The organism is Endothiovibrio diazotrophicus (assembly GCF_054657215.1).
In genome coordinates this window covers 1-20,005 of record NZ_BAAHXB010000036.1, presented here as the reverse complement: position 1 = coordinate 20,005, position 20,005 = coordinate 1, and the positions used below count along the sequence as shown (strand labels likewise).

The following is a 20,005-nucleotide window of genomic DNA, read 5'->3' as shown; positions in this document are numbered from 1 at the left end:
GGGTGCGGAAGCCGGGCGCCTTTTCCGTGCCACCCCGCCGGTGTGATCAAGCGGTGTCACTCCGCACTATCGCGGCCTGGGGGCCGCTCCTACAGGGGAGGTTGGTGGTTACTTCACCTTTTCCGCCGTGGTGCGGTTGGTCGGCGGGCCGCTGAGCGGGGCGCCGGGGCCGTAGGCGACCTTGGCGAAGCCCTCTCCCTCGCGGTAGATGAAGTCGTGCCAGCCGTCGCTCCAGGCGAAGTGGAGGCGTTCGCCCTCGAAGGTCCAGGTCCCCTCCTCGCCCTGGTCCCAGTCGCTGGTCGCGCGACCGTCGGCGCGGGCGGTGATCAGGATCGGGGTGCCGTCGCCGTGGGCGATGCGCCAGACGCCGACCGGGTCGAAGGGATAGTCGCCTTCGGCCGTGGCGGTGAGGGAGAGGAGCAGCAGGGTCATGGTGAGGAGAATGCGTTTCAAGGTTTCAACCTCCGGTGATTTGGCGTAGGTCGGTGAGGCTTCGCCGACGCGAACGGGGGCACTTGCGCATGCCCCCGTGGAATCCGGGTCGAACGGGATGGTGGTATTCGGCATTGTGCATCAAAGCCCCAAGCCCGCCGCTTTCGTTCTTCGCCTCCCCCTCGTTCCCACGCTCTGCGTGGGAACGTCCGGTTCGACGCTCCGCGTCGTGGGGGGCGGAGGCATCCGCGTTCCGGCGCGGCGCGACGACTCGGCCACGAAGTGGCCGAACGTGCAGCTAGGAGCCTGTCGGACTATGGGGGATCGAGTCGCGGGAGTGGGAGGGCGGCCCCAATTTTTCGAGAATTCGAGGAGAATAGCGAGCTATTTGACGAGGATTTTCGGAAAAGTGGGGCCGCCATCCCGCTTTCGCGGCCGATTCATCCATAGTCCGACAGGCTCCTAGGACGCGGAGCGTCCGAGCAGAGGTTACGACGCGGAGCATCGTAACCAGAGGGGCTGGTATCGACCGGGATCAGCGCTCCTCGCCCAGCTCCAGCATCGCCTCGCGATAGCCGTCGCGGGCGTACGCCTTCTTCACCCGCCAGTAGAGGCGGTACATGCGCCAGCTGTAGGCGATCAGCTCCTTCTGGAGGCGCAGGATCTCCAACCAGCGGCGGGGGTGGTAGCGCCACGCCGGTTCGACGGCCAGGCCGGGGCGGCGGCTGGTGCGCACCTTGCGCCGCACCATGCCGCTCTGCAGCGGGTGGACGCGATCGTAGTGGATCGCGGCGTAGAAGCCGAGGAGGCTCTTGAAGACGTCCTTTACCGAGAGGTTTGACGCCAGCGCCCGTTTGAGCAGGCGCTCGATGTGCTCGGGGGTGAAGTACCACTCCCACACCTGCCAGTAGAGCGCCTCCCACTCGGCGCGGCTCATGTGCGGGTGGTCGATCACCGCGTGTTCGGTGTCGTAGCGGTTGAGGTCGGCGTCCATCGCGACGCCCTGTGCCAGGAGCCGCTGGTGGTCCTCGGAGCCGGGCAGCGGGGTGAGGATGTAGAGTTCGGGGACGTCGATCGCCACCTCCTCCATCAGGAAGCGCACGTCCTCGGCGACCCGCTCGGGGGTGTCGTTGGGCAGGCCGATGATGTAGCCGGCGTAGACGATGGCCCCGGCGCGCTTCCAGGTGAGCACCATCTGCTGCAGTTCGGCGCGCTTGTTCTGCTTCTTGCGCATCTCCACCAGGTTGTCGTCGCGCACCGACTCGACACCGATGAAGACCCGCCGGCAGCCGGCGCGGATCGCCTTGTCGACGAAGCGCGGGATGCCGGCGGCGCGCACGTCCACCTGGATGAACAGGTCGAGCGGGATCCCCTCCACCTCGCGCAGTTGGATCAGCTCGTCGAGGATCGCCTCCCAGTTCCGGTTGCGGGCGAAGTTGTCGTCGCTGACGATGAAGTCGCGCACCCCCTGCGCGGCGCAGCGACGCACGTACTCCGCGGCGATCCGGGCGGTACGCTGGCGCGGGCGGCGGCCCTGGACGTTGATGATGGTGCAAAACGAGCAGAGGTAGGGACAGCCGCGGCCGAGGTCGATGCCGGCCATCCTACGCAGGGTCTTGCCGGTGGTGGTCGGGTCGATCAGCGGCGGCGGCGCGCGCTCCAGGTCGACCAGCCGGTCGAGGTGGTTGTAGAGCGGCTTGAGGCGCCCCTTCCACAGATCGCGCAGCAGTTCGTCGATGCCCTCCTCCAGTTCGCCGGCGAACAGCGTGATGCCCAGCTCGCGGGCGTCGCGCAGCCCCTCCGTCCAGTCGGGGGTCATGGCGAGCACGCCGCTGACGTGGAAGCCGCCCATGATGGCGGGGATGCCGGCCTCGACGAAGGGGTGGGCGATGTCCACCGCGCGCGGGTACTGGTTGGTCTGCACGCCCACCAGCAGTACCGCCGCGCGCTCGGCGCGGCGCAGCCAGCGCAGTTCGCGGCGGGTATTGATCACCATCGCGGTCTCGTCGACCGGGCGGCACTCGATGCTCACCCCATCGGCGGGCTGGCCGCGCACCGCGGCGTCGTGGAGGATGCCGTTGAGCACCGCCAGGGTCTGCGCGGGGACCAGGTTGCGCCACCACTGGATGACGTAGCCGTCGTCGTCGTAGTGGGAGGGTTTGACCAGCAGCAGGCGGAGGCGGCGTTTACTCACGACTTCGCCACCTCCCCCACTCCCTCTCGTTCCCACGCTCTGCGTGGGAACGTCCGGTTCGACGCTCCGCGTCGTGGCGGGGGGAGATACTCACGTTCCGGCACGGCACAGCGACTCGACTGCGAAGCTGCCGAACGTATGGCTGGGACGCGGAGCGTCCGGGCAGAGGTTACGACGCGGAGCGTCGTAACCAGAGAGGTTGGTGAGGGTTGGGAAAGGAAGACCATCGCTTACGCCTCGCCCTCATGGGAGACCGGCGCCAACGCCTCGTCGGTGTAGCCATGCCGCGCCACCTCGCGCTTGGCCCGCCACAGCGTGCGGTACATCCGCGCCATGTGAACGGAGAGACGCGCGTAGTAGCGGGCGGTCCCCCACCACTGCGCCGGGTAGAAGCGCCAGGCGGGGACGATCGGCAGGCCCGGCCGGCGGTCGGTGCGCACGCGGCGCCGGCCGAGGCCGCCGCCGAGGGGGAGGATCGCGTCGAGCTGGCTGCCCACCGAGTAGCCGAGCAGCGACTTGAACACCTCCTTCACCGGCAGATCGCTGACCATCGCCCGTTTAAGCACCGTCTCCATGTGCTCGAAGCTGTAGTAGCTGCGCCACACCTCGTGGTAGATCGCCTGCCACTCCGCGCGGCTGTGGTTGGGCAGGTCCACCACCACATGCTCGGTGTCGTAGCGGTTGAAGTCGGGGTCCATCTCGACCCCGGCGGCAAGCATCATCTGCTGGTCCTTGCAGCCGGGGTAGGGGGTGAGCACGGCAAACGCCGCGATGTCCACCGCGAGGTGGTTCTTGATCAGCTCCAGGTCCTCCATCACCCGCTTGCGGTCGTCGTTGGGCAGGCCGAAGATGAAGCCGGGGTAGATGATCGCGCCGGCGCGCTTCCAGGTGAGGATCATGCGGTTGATCTCCACCTTCTTGTTCTGCTTCTTGTGGACGCTCTCCAGGTTGTCCTCGCGCAGGCTCTCGATGCCGAGGAAGATCCGTCCGCAGCCGGCGCGGAGGGTCTTCTCGACGAAGCGCGGGATGCTCGCCGCGCGCACGTCCACCTGGATCAGGATGTCGAGCGCGATCCCCTCCTCCTCGCGCAGCCGGATCAGCTCGTCGAGCAGCGGTTCCCACTGCGGGTTGCGGGCGAAGTTGTCGTCGGTGATGAAGTAGTGGCGGATGCCGTTGGCCCAGTTGGCCTTGACGTAGTTGCGCATCCCCTCCACGGTGCGCTCGCGCATGCGCCGGCCGTGGACGTTGATGATGGTGCAGAACGAGCAGAGGTAGGGGCAGCCGCGGCCGAGGTCCATGCCGGCGAGGTGGCGCACGGTGTGGCGCACGGTGGGCAGGTCGAGGTCGGGCAACGGCGCCTGGTCGAGGGCGGGGGTGTCGGCGAGGTGGTTGTAGAGCGGCTTCACCTCGCCGCGCCAGAGATCGCCGAGCAGTTCGTCAATCCCCTCTTCCAGCTCACCGGCATAGAGCGCGATCCCCGCCTCGCGGGCGTCGCGCAGGCCGGCGTCCCAGTCCGGGGTCAGCGCCAGCACGCCGCTGACGTGGAAGCCGCCCATCACCACCGGGATGCCGGCGGCGATGAACGGGCGGGCCAGATCCACCGCCCGCGGGTACTGGCTGGTCTGCACCCCGGTGAGGAACACCGCGGCGCGCTTGGCACCGCGCAGCCAGGCGATCTCGCGGCGGTGGCGGACCACTTCCGTCGGCTCGTCGATCACCCGCCGCTCGATGGTCACGTCGGCACCGAGCGCGCCGCGCCCGGCGGCGTCGGCGAGGATGCCGTTGATCACCATCATCACATGGCCGGGGGTGAAGGTGCGCCACCACTGGATGACGTAGCCCTCGGCGTCGTAGTGGGAGGGCTGGATCAGCAGGATGCGCAGGCGTCCGGCCATCTATTCGGCCTCCGCCAGCGCCAGGAACTCGCCCTGGTGCAGAGGACCCGCCGGCCCTCCCGGCAGATAGCGGGGGGCGAGATCCGCGTCGTTGGCCTGATCGATCAGCCGGTAACCCTGAAGGGTGACGAAGGCCTCCAGATCGGCCTGCTCCAGATTCCAGGCCAGGGGTTCGTTCTTCAGCGCGAGGTAGAGACGCAGCAGCGGGCCGGTGTTATTGCGCGGCGAACCGATCGGCGAGACGGCGGTGAAGACGAAACGGGTGCCGGCGCCGGAGAGACGCTTGAGGGTCGCGAACAGCCCGGTCACGGCATCCGGCGGCAGGTAGACCAGCACCCCCTCGCAGATGTAGAGGGTGGGCCGCGCGGGATCGAACGCCGTGCAATCGCGGAGCACCGCCTCCAGGTCGTGCTCGGCCAGATCCACCGCCAGCAGGTGGAGGTTTTCGCCGCTCACCTTCAACGCCTCGCGCTTCACCGCGCTGGTGGCGGGGTGGTCGATCTCGATGAAGGTGACCTCGGGGTGCTGGCGATGGAGCCGCCATTCGAGGGTATCGAAGCCGGCACCGAGGCTCACCACCTGGGTATAGCCGTCGGCCAATGCCTTCAGCGCGGCCTCCTCGATGAAGCGTTTGCGCAGCACGTAGTGGAGGGCGAAGCCGGGCAACGCCAGCCGCTCGGCCAGCGGCGCGAGCGTGCGGTAGAGCGGACTCTCCACCTGCTGCAGACGCCGCCGCCCCTCCTCGGAGGCGGCGAGGATCTCGCGGGCGGCCGCCTCGACCTCCTCCGCCACCACTCCGGCGTAGATCGGCTTCGAGGCGGTGAGCAGGATCCCCTGCAACACGGTGAAGGCGGTGGAGCTGGCTTGTTCCTCTTTCATCGGGCGGCTCTCGCTGGTGCGCGGCAGTCAGACCGCTCTCAATCCAGGGTATCGGAAATGGAGCCATTCTCCATTGGGGAAACTCCGATGGATCAATCTTTCTCGTTCGTTTGGTGATCCATTACCAAACGATTGTTCCAGACCCGGTGACGATACCGCCGGTATCCGGGGGCATCGGTCGAGGATAGCAGCAGCCCTCGCGACAAAACATCGAAATACAGTAAAACCAATCAGTTAACCGTTATCCCGGCGAGCAACCAGGAATCCCATCGGCACCGATGGGCAAAACACCCCATGGCACCGATGAAATCACCGATTGAGGGTGCCCCGCGGGCGCCGTGTCGAAACACCGAAGCCTGCCGGCGGGGTTCGATTCAAACCAGCGGAGAAAATGGAAAAGGGCGTCTCGGTGGGTTTCGCTGCGCTCTTCCCACCCTACGCCGCCCACCCAGAGCCCGCGGAGTTCACCGCGGGATATCGCCCATGTGCATCAGCGGCAGCGGACTGGGCGAGTCGCCGTTGAGGAAATAGATCTTCGAGGCGGGGTCCTTGGAGATCGACTGCAGCGCCTCCAGGGCGCGCAGCTTGACGTAGGCGGGGCTGTCGCCCAGCGCCTCGTTGACCTTGCTGATCTCGTAGGCCTGGGCGTCGGCGAGCACCCGCTTCTTCGCCGCCTGCTCCTCGGCCGCCTGCCGTTCGGCCTGGGCCTGGGCGATCTTCTGCTGCTGCTCCTGGCGGAAGCGCTCCAGTTCCGCCTTCTGCTTCTCCACCGCCTGCTCGCGCTCCTTCTTCGCCTCGATCGCCTTGACGATGAACGGCGGCAGGGTGATGTCGCGCAGCAGCACCGCGCTCACCTCGATCCCCTTCGGCGCCAGGTAGCTCTTCAGCCCCTCCTCCAGGGAGGTCTGCAGCCGCCCCTGGGTCTCCTCGGTGAAGAAGTCCTCGGCACGCTTGATGGTCTTGCCCTGCTCGCGCAGCAGCGAGCGCAGCTTGGGCACCAGGTGGACGTTGATCGCGTCCGCCACCGTGCCGGTCTCCTTGAGGATGCTGGCGGCCAAGTTGCGGTTGATGCGGTACTGCACGCTGACGTCGACGCGGGTCAGCAACTGGTCCTGGGAGGGGACCGCGGCCTGCTCCTTGTGGGTCTTCTCGCGGGTGTCGTAGAAGTACCAGTGGTAGAGCGGGTTGACCGGCACGTGGAGCCCCTCCTGATAGGGCTCGGGCTTGACGTCGCCGAACAGCGTAGCCACCGCCACGTAGCCAGGGGGCACGGTGACCCAGAAGTGGCTACCGAAGGCGAAGGCGATCGCCAGCACGACGACGACGGCGAGCAGCTTGGCGACGCCGGACTTGGCGCGGCCGGCGACGGCGGAGAGATCGGGCGGGCCCTGGCGGTCGTTGGTCATGGGTCGTTCCTCCGGGTTCGACGGGTGGTGACCCCAGCATGGGGCCTTTTCGTTTCAGCTCTTCGTGGCGAAGGCTAGATAGTCCTTGTAGATGCAGCGGTCCATCACCACGGTGATGCCGGCAGCGGCGGCGCGGCTCGCCTCGGCGGGGTTGACCACCCCCTCCTGGAGCCACAGGTAGGGTACCTCGCGCTCGATGCAGGCGTCGACGATGGGGCCGACGTGTTCGGGGGCGCGGAAGACGTCCACCAGGTCGATCCGGCCGGGGACGTCGGCGAGCGTCGGGTAGGCCTTGACACCGAGCACCGCCTCCGTGGCCGGGCGCACCGGGACGATCTCGTAGCCGTAGCCCTGCATCGCCTCGGAGACCCAATAGCTGGGGCGGGCGGGCTTCGGCGAGAGGCCGACCACGGCGATCCGTTTCACCTCGTCGAATAGGCGGCGCAGGGTGGCCTCGGAGGGGTTTTCGAAGGGGGGTTCACTCATCGCTCGGATGCCTCTTTGCGGATGAAAAGGCCGCAGCCGGCGGTGCGGACACCGCCGGCTGCGGCGCTCAACGGACGCTGAAGCGCAGCGGCGCGGAGCTGGTGACGACGCTGCCGTCGCCCAGACGGTAGCCGACGGTGACGGCGTAGTCGCCGGGGTAGCCGGCAAGCGTGCCGTCGAGCAGTCGATAGCGCTCCGCCGCCCCCAGGGGCGCGCTGGTACGCAACGGCGCCAAGGTGGCGAGGGCGCCGTTCCAGGGCTGCCAGCGGGCGGTGTCGTCGAGCTGGAACAGGGCGTCGCCACGGGCGGCCACCGCCAGCAGCTCGGCGTCGAGACCGACATGGGCGCTCTCGGGGAGCAGCTCGACGGTGAGTTCCACCCCCTCGCCTTCGCCGAGCACCAGGCCGTCGCCGACCCGCCCGTCGTCGGCGATCAGCAGCGGGATGAAACAGCTGGCGGAGAGGCCGCCGTCGAGGGTCAGGGCGGTGCCTCCGTCGGGGGCGAAGTCGCCGGCGAGGATCCAGCTCACCTGCTCCTGCGGCAGCACCTGGGCGGTGTAGGCGACGCCGCGCCGGGTGAGCTGGCGGACGAAGGCCTGAAGGTGGCGGTAGGAGCCGGTCATCAGGTTGACGTAGGAGAGGCGCTGGTCCGCATCGGCGGTGGCGACGAGCGCCTGCTGCAGATCCTGGATGTCGATCTCCTCGACGTAGGCGGCGGCGCTCAGCGCCCCCTCGGCGCGCTCCTCGCCGCGGGCCGCCAGCCGGTCGTAGAGGGCCTGGATCGCGGCGTCGCTGAAGCGGCCGTTTTCGCCCGGTGCCGGATCCTCCAGCCCCTGGGCGGTGAGGTGGGCGAGCATCCGGTCCATGTGCTGCTGTTCGGCGTCGGCCACGTTGGTGAACGGTGTCAGCCCCCAGCGCTCGTAGAACAGCAGATAGAGGTCGCGGGCCATCTTCTCCTCTTCGCGCATGCGCAACAGGTTGGCGCGCTCCGCCTCGTCCAGCGCCACCGCCGCCGGTGCCGGCAGGGCGGCCGCGCAGCCGCCCCCGCTCATCCCGTTGCCGGCGGCCAGCACCCCGGACACCATCCCGACGCCCAACAACAGCGCGGCCCAAACCCTTCTCGACATTCGATCTCTCCTTCAACCATTTATTCCGACGCTCGAGAATAACGCGGAGCACGCAAAGACGCAGAGAACGCAGAGTTTTTCTTTCTCTATCTTTGCGTTCTCCGCGTCTCTGCGTCCTCCGCGTCAATCATCCTCGGCCGGAGCGTGCCTCCAACCAGCGCCACACCGCACCGTCGGGACGGTCGCGGCCGGTGAGGACGTAGCTGGCCACGTTGTAATTGCGCACGGTCCAGGCCATCGCACTCTCCCCACCGGAGCCGCCGCAGAAGAGCCAGCGGTCGCCCAGCTCGACCTCCATCCCCTCCTCCGGGAGCAGGGTGTATTCATAGCCGCGGGCGAGCAACAGGGGGAGCGCCGGCAGCCGCTCGTGACGGGCGCGGGGGTCGCGCAGCAGGTCGCCGGCGGTCACCGTGACGCCGTCGCGCAGCAGGTGGCATATGCCGTCGGCCTCCTCGCGGAAGATCTCCACCTCCCAGATCTCGGGGGCCACCTCGTCGACCACCGCGCTGATCCGCGCCAGCAACTCGTTGGCCCAGGCGTTGTCGCGCTTGCGGGCGAGGAACAGGAAGCGGGCGAGCAGCGGCTCGGTGAGCACCGCCAGCATCTCGTGGGCGATGATCGAGCTGGCCTGCATCACCAGGTCGGCGGCCACCGCCTGGAACAGCGCGTCGTTGGCGCGGCGGTTCTGGCGCATCACCACGAACAGCTGCGGATTGAGTTCGGTGGCGGTCATCACGATGGAGAGGTTGGTGTGGTCGTCGTTGGTGCCGGCGACGATCCCCACCGCCTGTTCGACGCCGGCGGCGAGCAGCGTCCGCGCCTCGGTGCCGCTGCCGACCACGCAGTCGGTGCAGCCGGTCATCTGCGGCGCGGCCTCGATGATCACCGTCTCCACCCCCTGGCGGCGCAGGTTGGCGTTGACCGCCTTGCCGAAGCGGCCGTAGCCGCAGATCACCCACATCCCGCGGGGCGGATAGAGCGGCTCCACCAGGGTGCTGTCGGGCACCGCGGTGAGCCACTCGTGGACCAGCCAGAGCCCGGGCGAATGGATCGCCATGGCGAGGTGCTGGGCGAAGCTGTCGAAGGGGTCGACGATGTGGTCGGTGCCGAAGGAGGCCATGTTGGCCTCCACCTCGTGGCTCTCGGCGCGGCTGGTCACCGGCAGCAGCGGCCGCAGCAGCTTGCCGGCGATGGCGATGGCGAGGTTGGCCTGGTCGTCGTTGGTCAGCGCGATCAACCCGGCGCACTGGGGGTGCTCCAGCCCCGCCAGCTTGAGGCTCTCCGGCAGGGAGGCGTCGGCACACAGTCCGGGGACGAAGATCGGGTAGTTCTGGAACTCCAACGAGGTGATCCGCTCCGGGTCGATGTCCATCGCCACCGCCGGCCGGCCGCGGGCGGTGAGCGCCTCGATCAGCATCGATCCGGTGTCGCCGTAGCCGCAGATCAGGAAAAAGCGCCGGCGCAGCGCGCGCACGCTACGCGCCACCCGCTGTTCGGCCACCGCCCGCTTGAAGGCGGGATTCTGGAGCAGCGAGAGAATCACGCCGATGGCATAGAGCCAGCTGATCACCGTGAGGTAGATGGAGATCAGCACCCACCCCCGCTGGACCATGGTGAACCCCTCGGGCAGCTCGCCGAAGCCGATGGTGGTCGCCATGTAGGAGACGAAGTAGAAGGCGTGGAAGAAGTCGACGTGGTGGCCGTTGGGGCCGGGGATCAGCACCAGCCCGAGCACCGAGACCGCATAGACCACGATCAGCGCGATCAGCGGCATGCGCATGCCGCGAAGGATCAGGGAGGTGATGCTGCTCATTGGGGTTACGCGGAAAGGCCGATCAGGAGACGGGAAGAATGAACCGCAGATTTCGCAGATGAACGCAGATCCGGAAATTCGACAATCTGCGTAAATCGGCGAAATCTGCGGTTGAATATCTTAGCGGCGGAGCATCACCGTCTCGACCACCAGCAGCACCACCGAGGTGGCGTTGGCGAGCAAAGCGCCGCCGGAGAGCGAGACGATGGAGGCGACCAGTTCGGGGGTGAGCCCGCCCTCGACGACATGCACCCCGTAGCCCCACACGATGGCCGCGGCGATCAATTGGAGATCGGCCACCAGGGAGGTGGCCAGCAGCACCGCCCCCACCTGGGTACGATCGCCGAACTTGAGCACGGTGGCGATCAGGCTGACCACGATGGCGGCGAACAGCTCGAAGACGTGGTGGTGCTCGATGTTGTGGAACTCGCCGAGGAAGAACCCGAAGTTGAGGGTGCAGGCGAGCACGATGAAGAAACCGAAGACGACCTTTTCCGGGTTCATGGGTGCCTCTGACGAAAAGGATTATGCGGAACTCGGGTTTGATCCGAGTTCAGTGACGAATATTCCACGGGTTGACGATCTCTATGCTGCACTCTTCGAAATCGCTCTGGTTGCGGGTAGCGACGACCGCCCCCCTCGATTTGGTTATAGCCGCAATCTGGGCATCCAACTCGGAAATGGGACGCCCGATGGCGCGGCGTCTCGCGGCAATCTCCGCAAAGGCATGAGCCGCATCCCCATCGAACGGCAGAACCCGCCCGGAAAAGACGTTGGAAAACACCTTCTCGGCCGAGGCCTCGAGAAGGCTCCGCCGCTGCCCGATCGGAAGTATCGATATCCCGTAAAGGATTTCCGCTTCGGTCACCGCGCTGGTGAACAGGCTTGAGGCCGGTTGATCGAACAGCCATTGAACCACCATTCCGCTGGGCTCAGCCCTCATCAACTCGGAAAGGATATTGGTATCTATGACGATCACCGGGAAAAATCCGGAGGTTCCCGCATCGGCTGGCGTTTCGGGATCTCGAGATCGACACCACCCAAGGGCGCGAACAGACGCCGGATCGCCTCCGCCGGATGGAGCGCGGATTGATCGTCCGCCAACGTGGTGCGCAGGATCTCCCGCACCTCGTCCTCCATTGACCGCCCATGATCCGCCGCACGGCGACGCAGGCGCTCCTTCAGGTCGGTCTCCAGGTTACGAACGGTAATGCTGGCCATGAACAAGGTACTCCAAAACATCGCCGCCAAAGCGTAATCAATGATTGCAACACACTCAAGGCAGATTTTCTCTCGCAGCATCCCGGCGCCCCGACCTTCCACGGTGCGTGGGGGGGAATGCCGGATAACATCGTGGCGAGCACGGCCCAGCCGAAAAAAAAAGGCGGGGATAACCCCGCCCTTCTTCACCTGCTGATTTTTCGCCCCAAGGCGAAAAATCAGTTGACCTTCTGATCCAGCTCGCCAGCGGTGTAGCGGCCGGCCATCTTCTCCAGGGAGATGGCGGTGAGCTTGGAGGCCTGCCCGGCGGCGCCGAACGCCTCGTAGCGGTTCTTGCAGATCCCCTTCATCGCGTCCTGCGCTTCCTTGAAGTACTTGCGCGGGTCGAAGTTGGACTTGTTGTCGTTGAGGTGCTTGCGGATCGAGCCGGTGGAGGCCATGCGCAGGTCGGTGTCGATGTTCACCTTGCGCACGCCGGACTTGATGCCCTCGACGATCTCGTCGACCGGCACGCCGTAGGTCTGACCCATGTCGCCGCCGTAGTCGTTGATGATCTTGAGCCAGTCCTGCGGCACGGAGGAGGAGCCGTGCATCACCAGGTGGACGCCGGGGATGCGCTCGTGGATCTCCTTGACGCGGTCGATGCGCAGGATCTTGCCGGTAGGCTCCTGGGTGAACTTGTAGGCGCCGTGGGAGGTGCCGATGGCGATCGCCAGTGCGTCGAGGTTGGTCTTCTTGACGAAGTCGGCGGCCTCGTTGGGGTCGGTCAGCAGCGCGGAGTGGTCGAGCACGCCGTCGGCGCCGTGGCCATCCTCCTCACCCATTTTGCCGGTCTCGAGCGAGCCCAGGCAGCCCAGCTCGCCCTCGACGGAGACGCCGCAGGCGTGGGCCATGTCGACCACCTGCTTGGTCACGTCGACGTTGTACTCGTAGCTCGACGGGGTCTTGCCGTCGCTCATCAGCGAGCCGTCCATCATCACCGAGCTGAAGCCGGACTGGATGGCGTTGACGCAGACCGCGGGGGAGGCGCCGTGGTCCTGGTGCATGCACACCGGGATCTGCGGATAGGCCTCCAGGGCGGCCAGGATCAGGTGGCGCAGGAAGGGCTCGCCGGCGTACTTGCGGGCACCGGCGGAGCCCTGCAGGATCACCGGGCTGTCGGTCTCGGCGGCGGCCTCCATGATGGCCTTGACCTGTTCCATGTTGTTGACGTTGAAGGCGGGCAGGCCGTAGCCGTTTTCGGCGGCGTGATCGAGAAGCTGGCGAAGCGAAATCAGGGCCATGGGGTCGGTTCTCCCTCGTGTTTTGCTGATCGTTTAGGTTGCGTGATGTAGTCGGTCGATTTTAGGCGCCTCTCCGAGGCACATCAACTCACTGAGCAGGACGAAAGCTCGCCCCATCAAGAGGATCAACCGCAGATTAACGCAGATTTCCGCAGATCGGGTCGGGAACTCATCTGCGAAAATCTGCGTCCATCTGCGGTTCAATTTCTTCAACTCTCTCCCGGCTCGACCAGGTCGCCGACGCGGACGATCTTCAGCGCGTTGGTGCCGCCGTGAACGCCGTGCAGATCGCCCTTGGTGATGATCACCAGGTCGCCGTTGCGCACCGCGCCGCGTCGCACCAGCTCGTCGATCGCCTCCTTGTTGACCACCGCGTGGTCGGTGGAATCGACCTCGAAGGAGACCGGGGTGACGCCGCGGTAGAGGGTCACCTTGCGCCGGGTCTGGACGTGGCGGGTCATCGCGTAGATCGGAATGCCGGAGCGGATGCGCGACATCCACAGCGGCGTCGAGCCGGACTCGGTGAGGGCGGCGATCGCCTTCACCCCGAGGTGGTTGCCGGTGTACATGGTGGCCATGGCGATCGCCTCGTCGACCCGCTTGAATTCGTAGTTCATGCGGTGACCGGAGACCTGGGTATCGCGATGGGTCTCGGCGCCGCGGCAGACCCGGTCCATCGCCGCCACCGCCTTCGCCGGATAGAGGCCGGCGGCGGTCTCGGCGGAGAGCATCACCGCGTCGGTGCCGTCGATCACCGCGTTGGCCACGTCGAGCACCTCGGCGCGGGTGGGAATGGGGCTCGCCACCATCGACTGCATCATCTGGGTGGCGGTGATCACCACCCGGTCCATGGAGCGGGCGCTCTTGATGATCTTCTTCTGCACGAAGGGCAGCTCGGCGTCGCCGATCTCCACCCCCAGGTCGCCGCGGGCGACCATCACCCCCTCGGAGACCTCGAGGATCTCCTCCAGGTTATCGAGGGCCTCGGCGCGCTCGATCTTGGCGATGATGCCGGCATGGCCGCCGGCCGCCTCCAGCAATTCGCGCGCCTGACGGATGTCGTCGGCCGAGCGGGGGAAAGAGACCGCCAGGTAGTCCGCCTCGATGGCCGCGGCGGCCTTGATGTCCTCGCGGTCCTTGTCGGTCAAGGCGGAGGCGGAGAGACCACCGCCCTGGCGGTTGATCCCCTTGTTGTTGGAGAGCTCGCCGCCCACCACCACCCGGCAGTTGATCTGCTCGCCCGTCACGTCGTCGACCCACAGCACGATGGCGCCGTCGTCGAGGATCAGGGTGTCGCCCCGCTTGACGTCCTGCGGCAGCTCCTTGTAGGTGAGGCCGACGCGAGTCTCGTCACCGTCGTTGACACCAAGGGCGGCGTCGAGGATGAAGAGATCCCCCTCCTTGAGATGGACCTTGCCGGTCTTGAAGCGATCGATGCGGATCTTGGGCCCCTGCAGGTCGGCGATCACGCCCACCTGGCGGCCGTAGGCGCGGGCCCGGTTGCGCACCTCGTCGGCGCGCCGCTGGTGCTCCTCATGGGAGCCGTGGGAAAAGTTGAGGCGAACCACGTCCACGCCCGCCTCGATCACCGCGTCGAGTACCTTGGGGTCGTCGGTGGCGGGGCCGAGGGTGGCGACAATTTTGGTTCTGCGCATGGTGGTCTGGCTCGAAGGGAAGAGGGGCGGCGGCGCGCGGTGGCCGCGCGCTGCCGAGGTGTCGCCGAAGGTCGCGGGACCTTACTTGTTGGCCGCCTCTTCGAGCATTGCCACCGCGGGCAGGGTCTTCCCTTCCAGGTACTCCAGGAACGCGCCGCCGGCGGTGGATATGTAGGAGACCTTGTCGTAGATGTCGTACTTCTGGATCGCCGCGATGGTGTCGCCGCCACCGGCCAGCGAGAAGCCGGCGGCGTTGGCGATGGCCATGGAGACGGTCTTGGTGCCCTCGCCGAACTGGTCGAACTCGAACACGCCGACCGGGCCGTTCCAGACGATGGTGCCGGCCTTACTGATGATCTCGGCCAACTCCTTGGCGGAGTCGGGGCCGATGTCGAAGATCATGTCGTCGTCGTCGACGTCACCGGCCGCCTTGAGGGTCGCCTCGGCAGTCTCGGAGAACTCCTTGCCGCAGACCACATCGGTGGCGATCGGGATGTTGGCGCCACGGCCCTTCATCTTCTCGACCAACGCCTTGGCGGTGTCGACCAGGTCGTCCTCGCACAGCGACTTGCCGACGTTGTTGCCCATCGCCTTGAGGAAGGTGTTGGCGATGCCGCCGCCGACCACCAGCTGGTCCACCTTCTCGGAGAGGGCTTCGAGCACGGTCAGCTTGGTGGAGACCTTGGAGCCGCCGACGATGGCGACCATCGGGCGGGCCGGGTTGGCCAGCGCCTTGGCCAGGTTGTCCAGCTCGTCGGCGAGCAGCAGGCCGGCGCAGGCGACGGGGGCGAACTTGCCGGCGCCGTGGGTGGAGGCCTGGGCGCGGTGGGCGGTGCCGAAGGCGTCCATCACGAAGACGTCGCAAAGGGCGGCGTACTTCTTCGCCAGCTCCTCGTTGTCCTTCTTCTCGCCGGCGTTGAAACGCACGTTCTCGAGCAGCACCACCTCCCCCTCGGCGACCTCGAAGCCACCGTCGAGGTACTCCTTGATCAGGCGGACCTCCTTGCCCAGTTTGGCGGACATGTCGGCGGCGATCGGCGCCATCGAGTTCTCCTCGTCCACCTGGCCCTCCTCGGGGCGGCCGCGGTGGGACATCACCATCACCTTGGCGCCGGCCTTGACGCAGTGCTCGACGGTCGGCATCGAGGCGGTGATGCGGGCGTCACTGGTGACCTTGCCGTCCTTCACGGGCACGTTGAGATCGGCGCGGATCAGCACGCGCTTGCCGGTGAGGTCGAGGTCGGTGAGCTTGATGAAGGCCATGGTGTGAACTCCGTGACGAAGGTCGAAAACAAAAGGAAAGATGCAAAAAGGAATTTGGCAAGGCACGCGCCTTGGCGAATCCCTCTCTTGGTGGAGAGGAAAGAGAAAAGAGGAAAGATAAAAGGGAGAGGAGATGAGGTCCCCGAAGAGTCCTCGACCTCGCCCCGTTATCCTTGCCGCCTTTCTCTTACCGAGGACAAAGGGCGGAAATCCCGGCAAGAGGGCGGGCGAAGCCGCCTCGCCCTCTTGCTTTGATCTTTTCCCTTTACTCTTTTCTCTTAGTTGGCGGCGACGTGCTTGGCGAAGCGCATCATGTTGCAGGTGTAGCCGTACTCGTTGTCGTACCAGGAGACTACCTTGACGAAGGTGCCGTCCAGCGCGATGCCGGCACCGGCGTCGAAGATCGAGGAGTAGCCGACGCCGCGGAAGTCGGTGGAGACCACCTTCTCGTCGGTGTAGGCCAGGGTGTCGCCGATCCCGGCGGTCTCGGAGGCGGCCTTCATGGCGGCGCAGATGTCGTCGTAGGAGGCGTCCTTCTCCAGCTCGACGGTCAGATCGACCACGGAGACGTCGGAGGTGGGCACGCGGAAGGCCATGCCGGTGAGCTTGCCGTTGAGCGAGGGCAGCACCTTGCCGACGGCCTTGGCGGCACCGGTGGAGGAGGGAATGATGTTCTCCAGGATGCCGCGGCCGCCGCGCCAATCCTTCTTGGAGGGGCCATCGACGGTCTTCTGGGTGGCGGTGGCGGCGTGCACGGTGGTCATCAGGCCGCGCTTGATGCCCCACTTGTCGTGCAGCACCTTGGCCACCGGGGCCAGGCAGTTGGTGGTGCAGGAGGCGGCGGAGACGATCGCCTGACCGGCGTACTCCTCGTGGTTGACGCCGTAGACGAACATCGGGGTGGCGTCCTTGGAGGGGGCGGACATCACCACCTTCTTGGCACCGGCGGCGATGTGCTTCTGGCAGCCCTCCTCGGTGAGGAAGAAGCCGGTGCACTCGAGCACCATGTCGACACCGACATCACCCCAGGCGAGGTTGGCCGGATCGGTCTCGGCGGTCAGGCGGATCTCCTTGCCGTTGACGATCATGCCGGAGCCGCCGGGGGCCACGTCACCGCCGAAACGGCCGTGGACCGAGTCGTACTTCAGCATGTAGCAGAGGTAGTCGGCGTCGAGCAGGTCGTTGATGGCGACCACCTCGAACTCGGGGAAATCCTTGGCGATGGCACGGAAGGCCATGCGACCGATGCGACCGAAACCGTTGATACCAACTTTGATAGTCATGTTCTCAATGCTCCTACTAGTAAATCTGATGATTATTCGCTAATCGGCCCGAGACTCAGCCCAGCACCTTCTTGGCGGTGGCGACCACGTTGTCGACGGTGAAGCCGAACTGCTCGAAGAGCTGGCCGGCCGGGGCGGACTCACCGAAGGAGGTCATGCAGACCACGGCGCCGTCGAGGCCGACATACTTGTGCCAGCCCAGATCGACGCCCGCCTCGATGGCGACGCGCTTGACGCCGGGGGTGAGGACGGAGTCCTTGTAGGCCTGATCCTGCGCATCGAAACGGCAGGTGGAGGGCATGGAGACCACGCGCACCTTGCGGTCGGACAGCGCCTCGGCGGCCTTCACGGCCAGCTCCACCTCGGAACCGGTGGCGATCAGGATCAGCTCGGCGTCACCGTCGCAATCCTTCAGCACGTAGCCGCCGTTCTCGATCGCCTTCACCTGCTCCGCGGTACGCGCCATCGGGGTCAGGTTCTGACGGGAGAAGACCAGCGCGGTGGGGCCGTTGTCGCGCAGCATCGCCACCTTCCAGGAGACGGCGGACTCGATCGCGTCACAGCCGCGCCAGGTCTCGAAGTTGGGGATCGCACGCATGGTGGCCAACTGCTCGACCGGCTGGTGGGTGGGGCCGTCCTCGCCCAGACCGATGGAGTCGTGGGTGTAGACGTAGATGGGGTTGATCTTCATCAGGGCGGACATGCGCAGGGCGTTGCGCATGAACTCCATGAACATGAAGAAGGTGGCGCTGTAGGCACGGAAGCCGCCGTGCAACATCATGCCGTTGACCATATGGGCCATGCCGAACTCGCGCACGCCCCAGGAGATGTAGTTGCCGTTGGCGTTGCCGGCGTTCACCTTCACGGTGCCGGACCAGTTGGTCAGGTTGGAGCCGGTGAGGTCGGCGGAACCGCCGAACAGCTCGGGCACCACCGGACCCATCGCCTCGATGGCGTTCTGGGAGGCCTTGCGGGAGGCGATCTTGGGCATCTCCTCCTGGGTCTTGGCGATGTAGGCGTCCATCGCCTCCGCGAAGTTGGCGGGCAGGGTGCCGGCCATGCGGCGCTCGAACTCCGCCGCCTCGCTGGGGTACTCCGCCTTGTAGGCGTCGAACTTGGCCTGCCAATCGGCCTCGGCGGCGGCGCCCGCCGCCTTGTGATCCCAACCGGCGTAGATCTCTTCGGGGATGACGAAAGGCTCGTGCGCCCAACCCAGCTGATTACGGGTGGCGGCGATCTCGTCGTTACCCAGGGGGGCGCCGTGACAATCGTGGGTACCGGCCAGATTCGGGGAACCGAAACCGATGGTGGTCTTGCAGCAGATCAGGCTCGGCTTGGCGCCCTCGGCCTTGGCGGCCTCGATGGCGGCGTTGATGGCCTCGGCGTCATGGCCGTCCACGTCGCGGACCACGTGCCAGCCGTAGGACTCGAAGCGACCGCCGACGTCCTTCTCCATCCAGTCGGAGATGTGGCCGTCGATGGAAATATCGTTGTCGTCCCAGAAGGCGATCAGCTTGCCGAGGCCGAGGGTGCCGGCCATGGCGCACGATTCGTGGGAGAGACCTTCCATGAGGCAGCCGTCGCCCATGAAGACGTAGGTGTGGTGGTCGACGATCTCGTGCCCCGGCTTGTTGAACTGACCGGCGAGGGTGCGCTCGGCGATCGCCATGCCGACGGCATTGGTGATGCCCTGACCGAGCGGACCGGTGGTGGTCTCGATACCGTCGGCGTAGCCGTACTCGGGGTGACCGGCGGTCTTGGAGTGGAGCTGACGGAAGTTCTTGATGTCATCCATGCTCAGGTCGAAACCGGTGAGGTGGAGCAGGGAGTAGATCAGCATGGAGCCGTGGCCGTTGGAGAGAACGAAACGATCACGGTCGGCCCACTTGGCGTTCGTGGGGTTGTACTTCATGTGGCCGTTCCACAGCACTTCGGCAATGTCGGCCATGCCCATCGGGGCGCCGGGGTGGCCGGAATTGGCCTTCTGGACCGCATCCATACTGAGGGCACGGATGGCGTTGGCTAGTTCTCTGCGCGAGGGCATGCGTTTCTCCTTCTGCGGCGTGGTCGGCACCCCGCCGAGGGGGCGATTCCAAGGTCTGGGCCGGCTGCCGCGCCTGATGGTTTTTTATGAGAAATCTCAGATAGTTGTCCCGAACCCGCGAACGGAACGGGGACAGCGGCCGGTTATTAAAAACCAAGATCAACCATCTTGGCAACCGCGCGGAATTTCATTGGCCCATAAGCTGCCACGCATAACCCTCGCAACCATCTGATTTTTCAAAATTAATAATTTTGTGTTAAAGACCGGACCCAATTCGTGGAAACCCTTACACGAGGCGGCGTGCGCGAACCGCCGGGGCATTCGGCGGGCCTACACCTTCCACTTGATCGAGCACCCCATGCTCGGAATCTGTTCGGCCGGCCCCCGTCCGCTGCGCGCCACCTCCACCATCCCCTCGAACAGGTCGCGACGCACCTCGGCCGGGGCGGTCTCCTTGCGCGAGGCGTCGAGACGGCCGCGGTACTGAAGCTCCAGATCGCCGTTGTAGCCGAAGAAGTCGGGGGTACAGACCGCGCCGAAGGCCTTGGCCACCACCTGGCTCTCATCGAGCAGGTAGGGGAACGGGAAACCGAACTCGTCGGCCACCCGCTTCATCATCTCCGGCGAATCCTCGGCATATTGGGTCGCATCATTCGACATGATCGCCACCGAGCGGACGCCGTGATCGAGCAGTTCGCGGGTATCGCGCACGAGCCGCTCGCGCACCGCCTTGACGTAGGGGCAGTGATTGCAGATGAACATCACCAACAGCCCCCGCTCCCCCTTGCATTCCTCCAGCGTCCAGACCTTTCCATCCGTATCGGGCAAGGCGAAGCCGGGGGCAGGCTTGCCGAAATCACATACGGGAGTCTCCAGCGAAACCATTCGAAACCTCCTGATACTCGATCCATCGTTGACCCGGCAACATCACCGGAAGCGGCATGGAGACTACTATCACCCGAGGGACCGCCAGCGTCCACCCCATCAAAATCCCCCTTTCGCCACGCCATCCGACATTCGCTACC

The 20,005-nt window shown here is 66.1% G+C and carries 17 protein-coding genes; all 17 read right to left on the bottom strand.

Annotated elements, in window-relative coordinates; translation table 11 throughout:
• Nucleotides 1-108: 108 nt before the first annotated feature.
• On the bottom strand, nucleotides 109-453 hold the full coding sequence (locus ACYQ2W_RS11025; protein ID WP_459866443.1) for a hypothetical protein: 345 nt from the start codon (nucleotides 451-453) through the stop codon (nucleotides 109-111).
• Nucleotides 454-967: 514 nt separating this feature from the next.
• Complete coding sequence (locus tag ACYQ2W_RS11020) at nucleotides 968-2,626, bottom strand: B12-binding domain-containing radical SAM protein (protein WP_459866440.1); 1,659 nt, start codon at nucleotides 2,624-2,626, stop codon at nucleotides 968-970.
• Between the two features lie 230 nt (nucleotides 2,627-2,856).
• Entirely contained in the window at nucleotides 2,857-4,521 is a 1,665-nt protein-coding gene (locus ACYQ2W_RS11015; RefSeq protein WP_459866437.1) for a B12-binding domain-containing radical SAM protein, read from the bottom strand.
• Nucleotides 4,522-5,400 carry a class I SAM-dependent methyltransferase gene (locus ACYQ2W_RS11010; RefSeq protein WP_459866434.1) on the bottom strand — a complete coding sequence of 293 codons (879 nt, stop codon included), beginning with the start codon at nucleotides 5,398-5,400 and terminating at the stop codon, nucleotides 4,522-4,524. It lies immediately after the preceding gene.
• A gap of 464 nt (nucleotides 5,401-5,864) precedes the next feature.
• Nucleotides 5,865-6,806, bottom strand: coding sequence for a prohibitin family protein (locus ACYQ2W_RS11005; protein WP_459866431.1), 942 nt, complete (start codon nucleotides 6,804-6,806; stop codon nucleotides 5,865-5,867).
• A gap of 54 nt (nucleotides 6,807-6,860) precedes the next feature.
• Entirely contained in the window at nucleotides 6,861-7,292 is a 432-nt protein-coding gene (locus tag ACYQ2W_RS11000) for a CoA-binding protein (RefSeq protein WP_459866428.1), read from the bottom strand.
• A gap of 67 nt (nucleotides 7,293-7,359) precedes the next feature.
• Nucleotides 7,360-8,418, bottom strand: a complete 1,059-nt coding sequence (locus ACYQ2W_RS10995; RefSeq protein WP_459866425.1) for a DUF2202 domain-containing protein — start codon at nucleotides 8,416-8,418, stop codon at nucleotides 7,360-7,362.
• A gap of 127 nt (nucleotides 8,419-8,545) precedes the next feature.
• The gene (locus tag ACYQ2W_RS10990; RefSeq protein ID WP_459866422.1) at nucleotides 8,546-10,231 is read right to left on the bottom strand and encodes a potassium channel family protein; all 1,686 of its coding nucleotides are present in this window, start codon (nucleotides 10,229-10,231) and stop codon (nucleotides 8,546-8,548) included.
• Nucleotides 10,232-10,351: 120 nt separating this feature from the next.
• Nucleotides 10,352-10,735 carry a DUF6394 family protein gene (locus tag ACYQ2W_RS10985; protein WP_459866419.1) on the bottom strand — a complete coding sequence of 128 codons (384 nt, stop codon included), beginning with the start codon at nucleotides 10,733-10,735 and terminating at the stop codon, nucleotides 10,352-10,354.
• 49 nt (nucleotides 10,736-10,784) lie between these two features.
• Nucleotides 10,785-11,210 (bottom strand): type II toxin-antitoxin system VapC family toxin, encoded by a 426-nt coding sequence (locus ACYQ2W_RS10980; RefSeq protein ID WP_459866416.1) that lies wholly within the window; start codon nucleotides 11,208-11,210, stop codon nucleotides 10,785-10,787.
• Nucleotides 11,207-11,533 carry a FitA-like ribbon-helix-helix domain-containing protein gene (locus ACYQ2W_RS10975; protein ID WP_459866413.1) on the bottom strand — a complete coding sequence of 109 codons (327 nt, stop codon included), beginning with the start codon at nucleotides 11,531-11,533 and terminating at the stop codon, nucleotides 11,207-11,209. The genes ACYQ2W_RS10980 and ACYQ2W_RS10975 overlap by 4 nt, the downstream gene beginning before the upstream one ends.
• Before the next feature lie 137 nt (nucleotides 11,534-11,670).
• On the bottom strand, nucleotides 11,671-12,735 hold the full coding sequence (gene fba, locus ACYQ2W_RS10970; protein ID WP_459866410.1) for a class II fructose-bisphosphate aldolase: 1,065 nt from the start codon (nucleotides 12,733-12,735) through the stop codon (nucleotides 11,671-11,673).
• 209 nt (nucleotides 12,736-12,944) lie between these two features.
• Nucleotides 12,945-14,390, bottom strand: a complete 1,446-nt coding sequence (gene pyk / locus ACYQ2W_RS10965; protein ID WP_459866407.1) for a pyruvate kinase — start codon at nucleotides 14,388-14,390, stop codon at nucleotides 12,945-12,947.
• Nucleotides 14,391-14,471: 81 nt separating this feature from the next.
• Nucleotides 14,472-15,653 (bottom strand): phosphoglycerate kinase, encoded by a 1,182-nt coding sequence (locus ACYQ2W_RS10960; protein WP_459866404.1) that lies wholly within the window; start codon nucleotides 15,651-15,653, stop codon nucleotides 14,472-14,474.
• Nucleotides 15,654-15,931: 278 nt separating this feature from the next.
• Complete coding sequence (gene gap, locus ACYQ2W_RS10955) at nucleotides 15,932-16,936, bottom strand: type I glyceraldehyde-3-phosphate dehydrogenase (RefSeq protein WP_459866401.1); 1,005 nt, start codon at nucleotides 16,934-16,936, stop codon at nucleotides 15,932-15,934.
• A 55-nt stretch (nucleotides 16,937-16,991) separates the two neighbouring features.
• Nucleotides 16,992-18,980, bottom strand: a complete 1,989-nt coding sequence (tkt, locus tag ACYQ2W_RS10950; protein WP_459866398.1) for a transketolase — start codon at nucleotides 18,978-18,980, stop codon at nucleotides 16,992-16,994.
• A gap of 330 nt (nucleotides 18,981-19,310) precedes the next feature.
• Nucleotides 19,311-19,865, bottom strand: a complete 555-nt coding sequence (locus tag ACYQ2W_RS10945) for a thioredoxin family protein (protein WP_459866395.1) — start codon at nucleotides 19,863-19,865, stop codon at nucleotides 19,311-19,313.
• Nucleotides 19,866-20,005 lie beyond the last annotated feature (140 nt).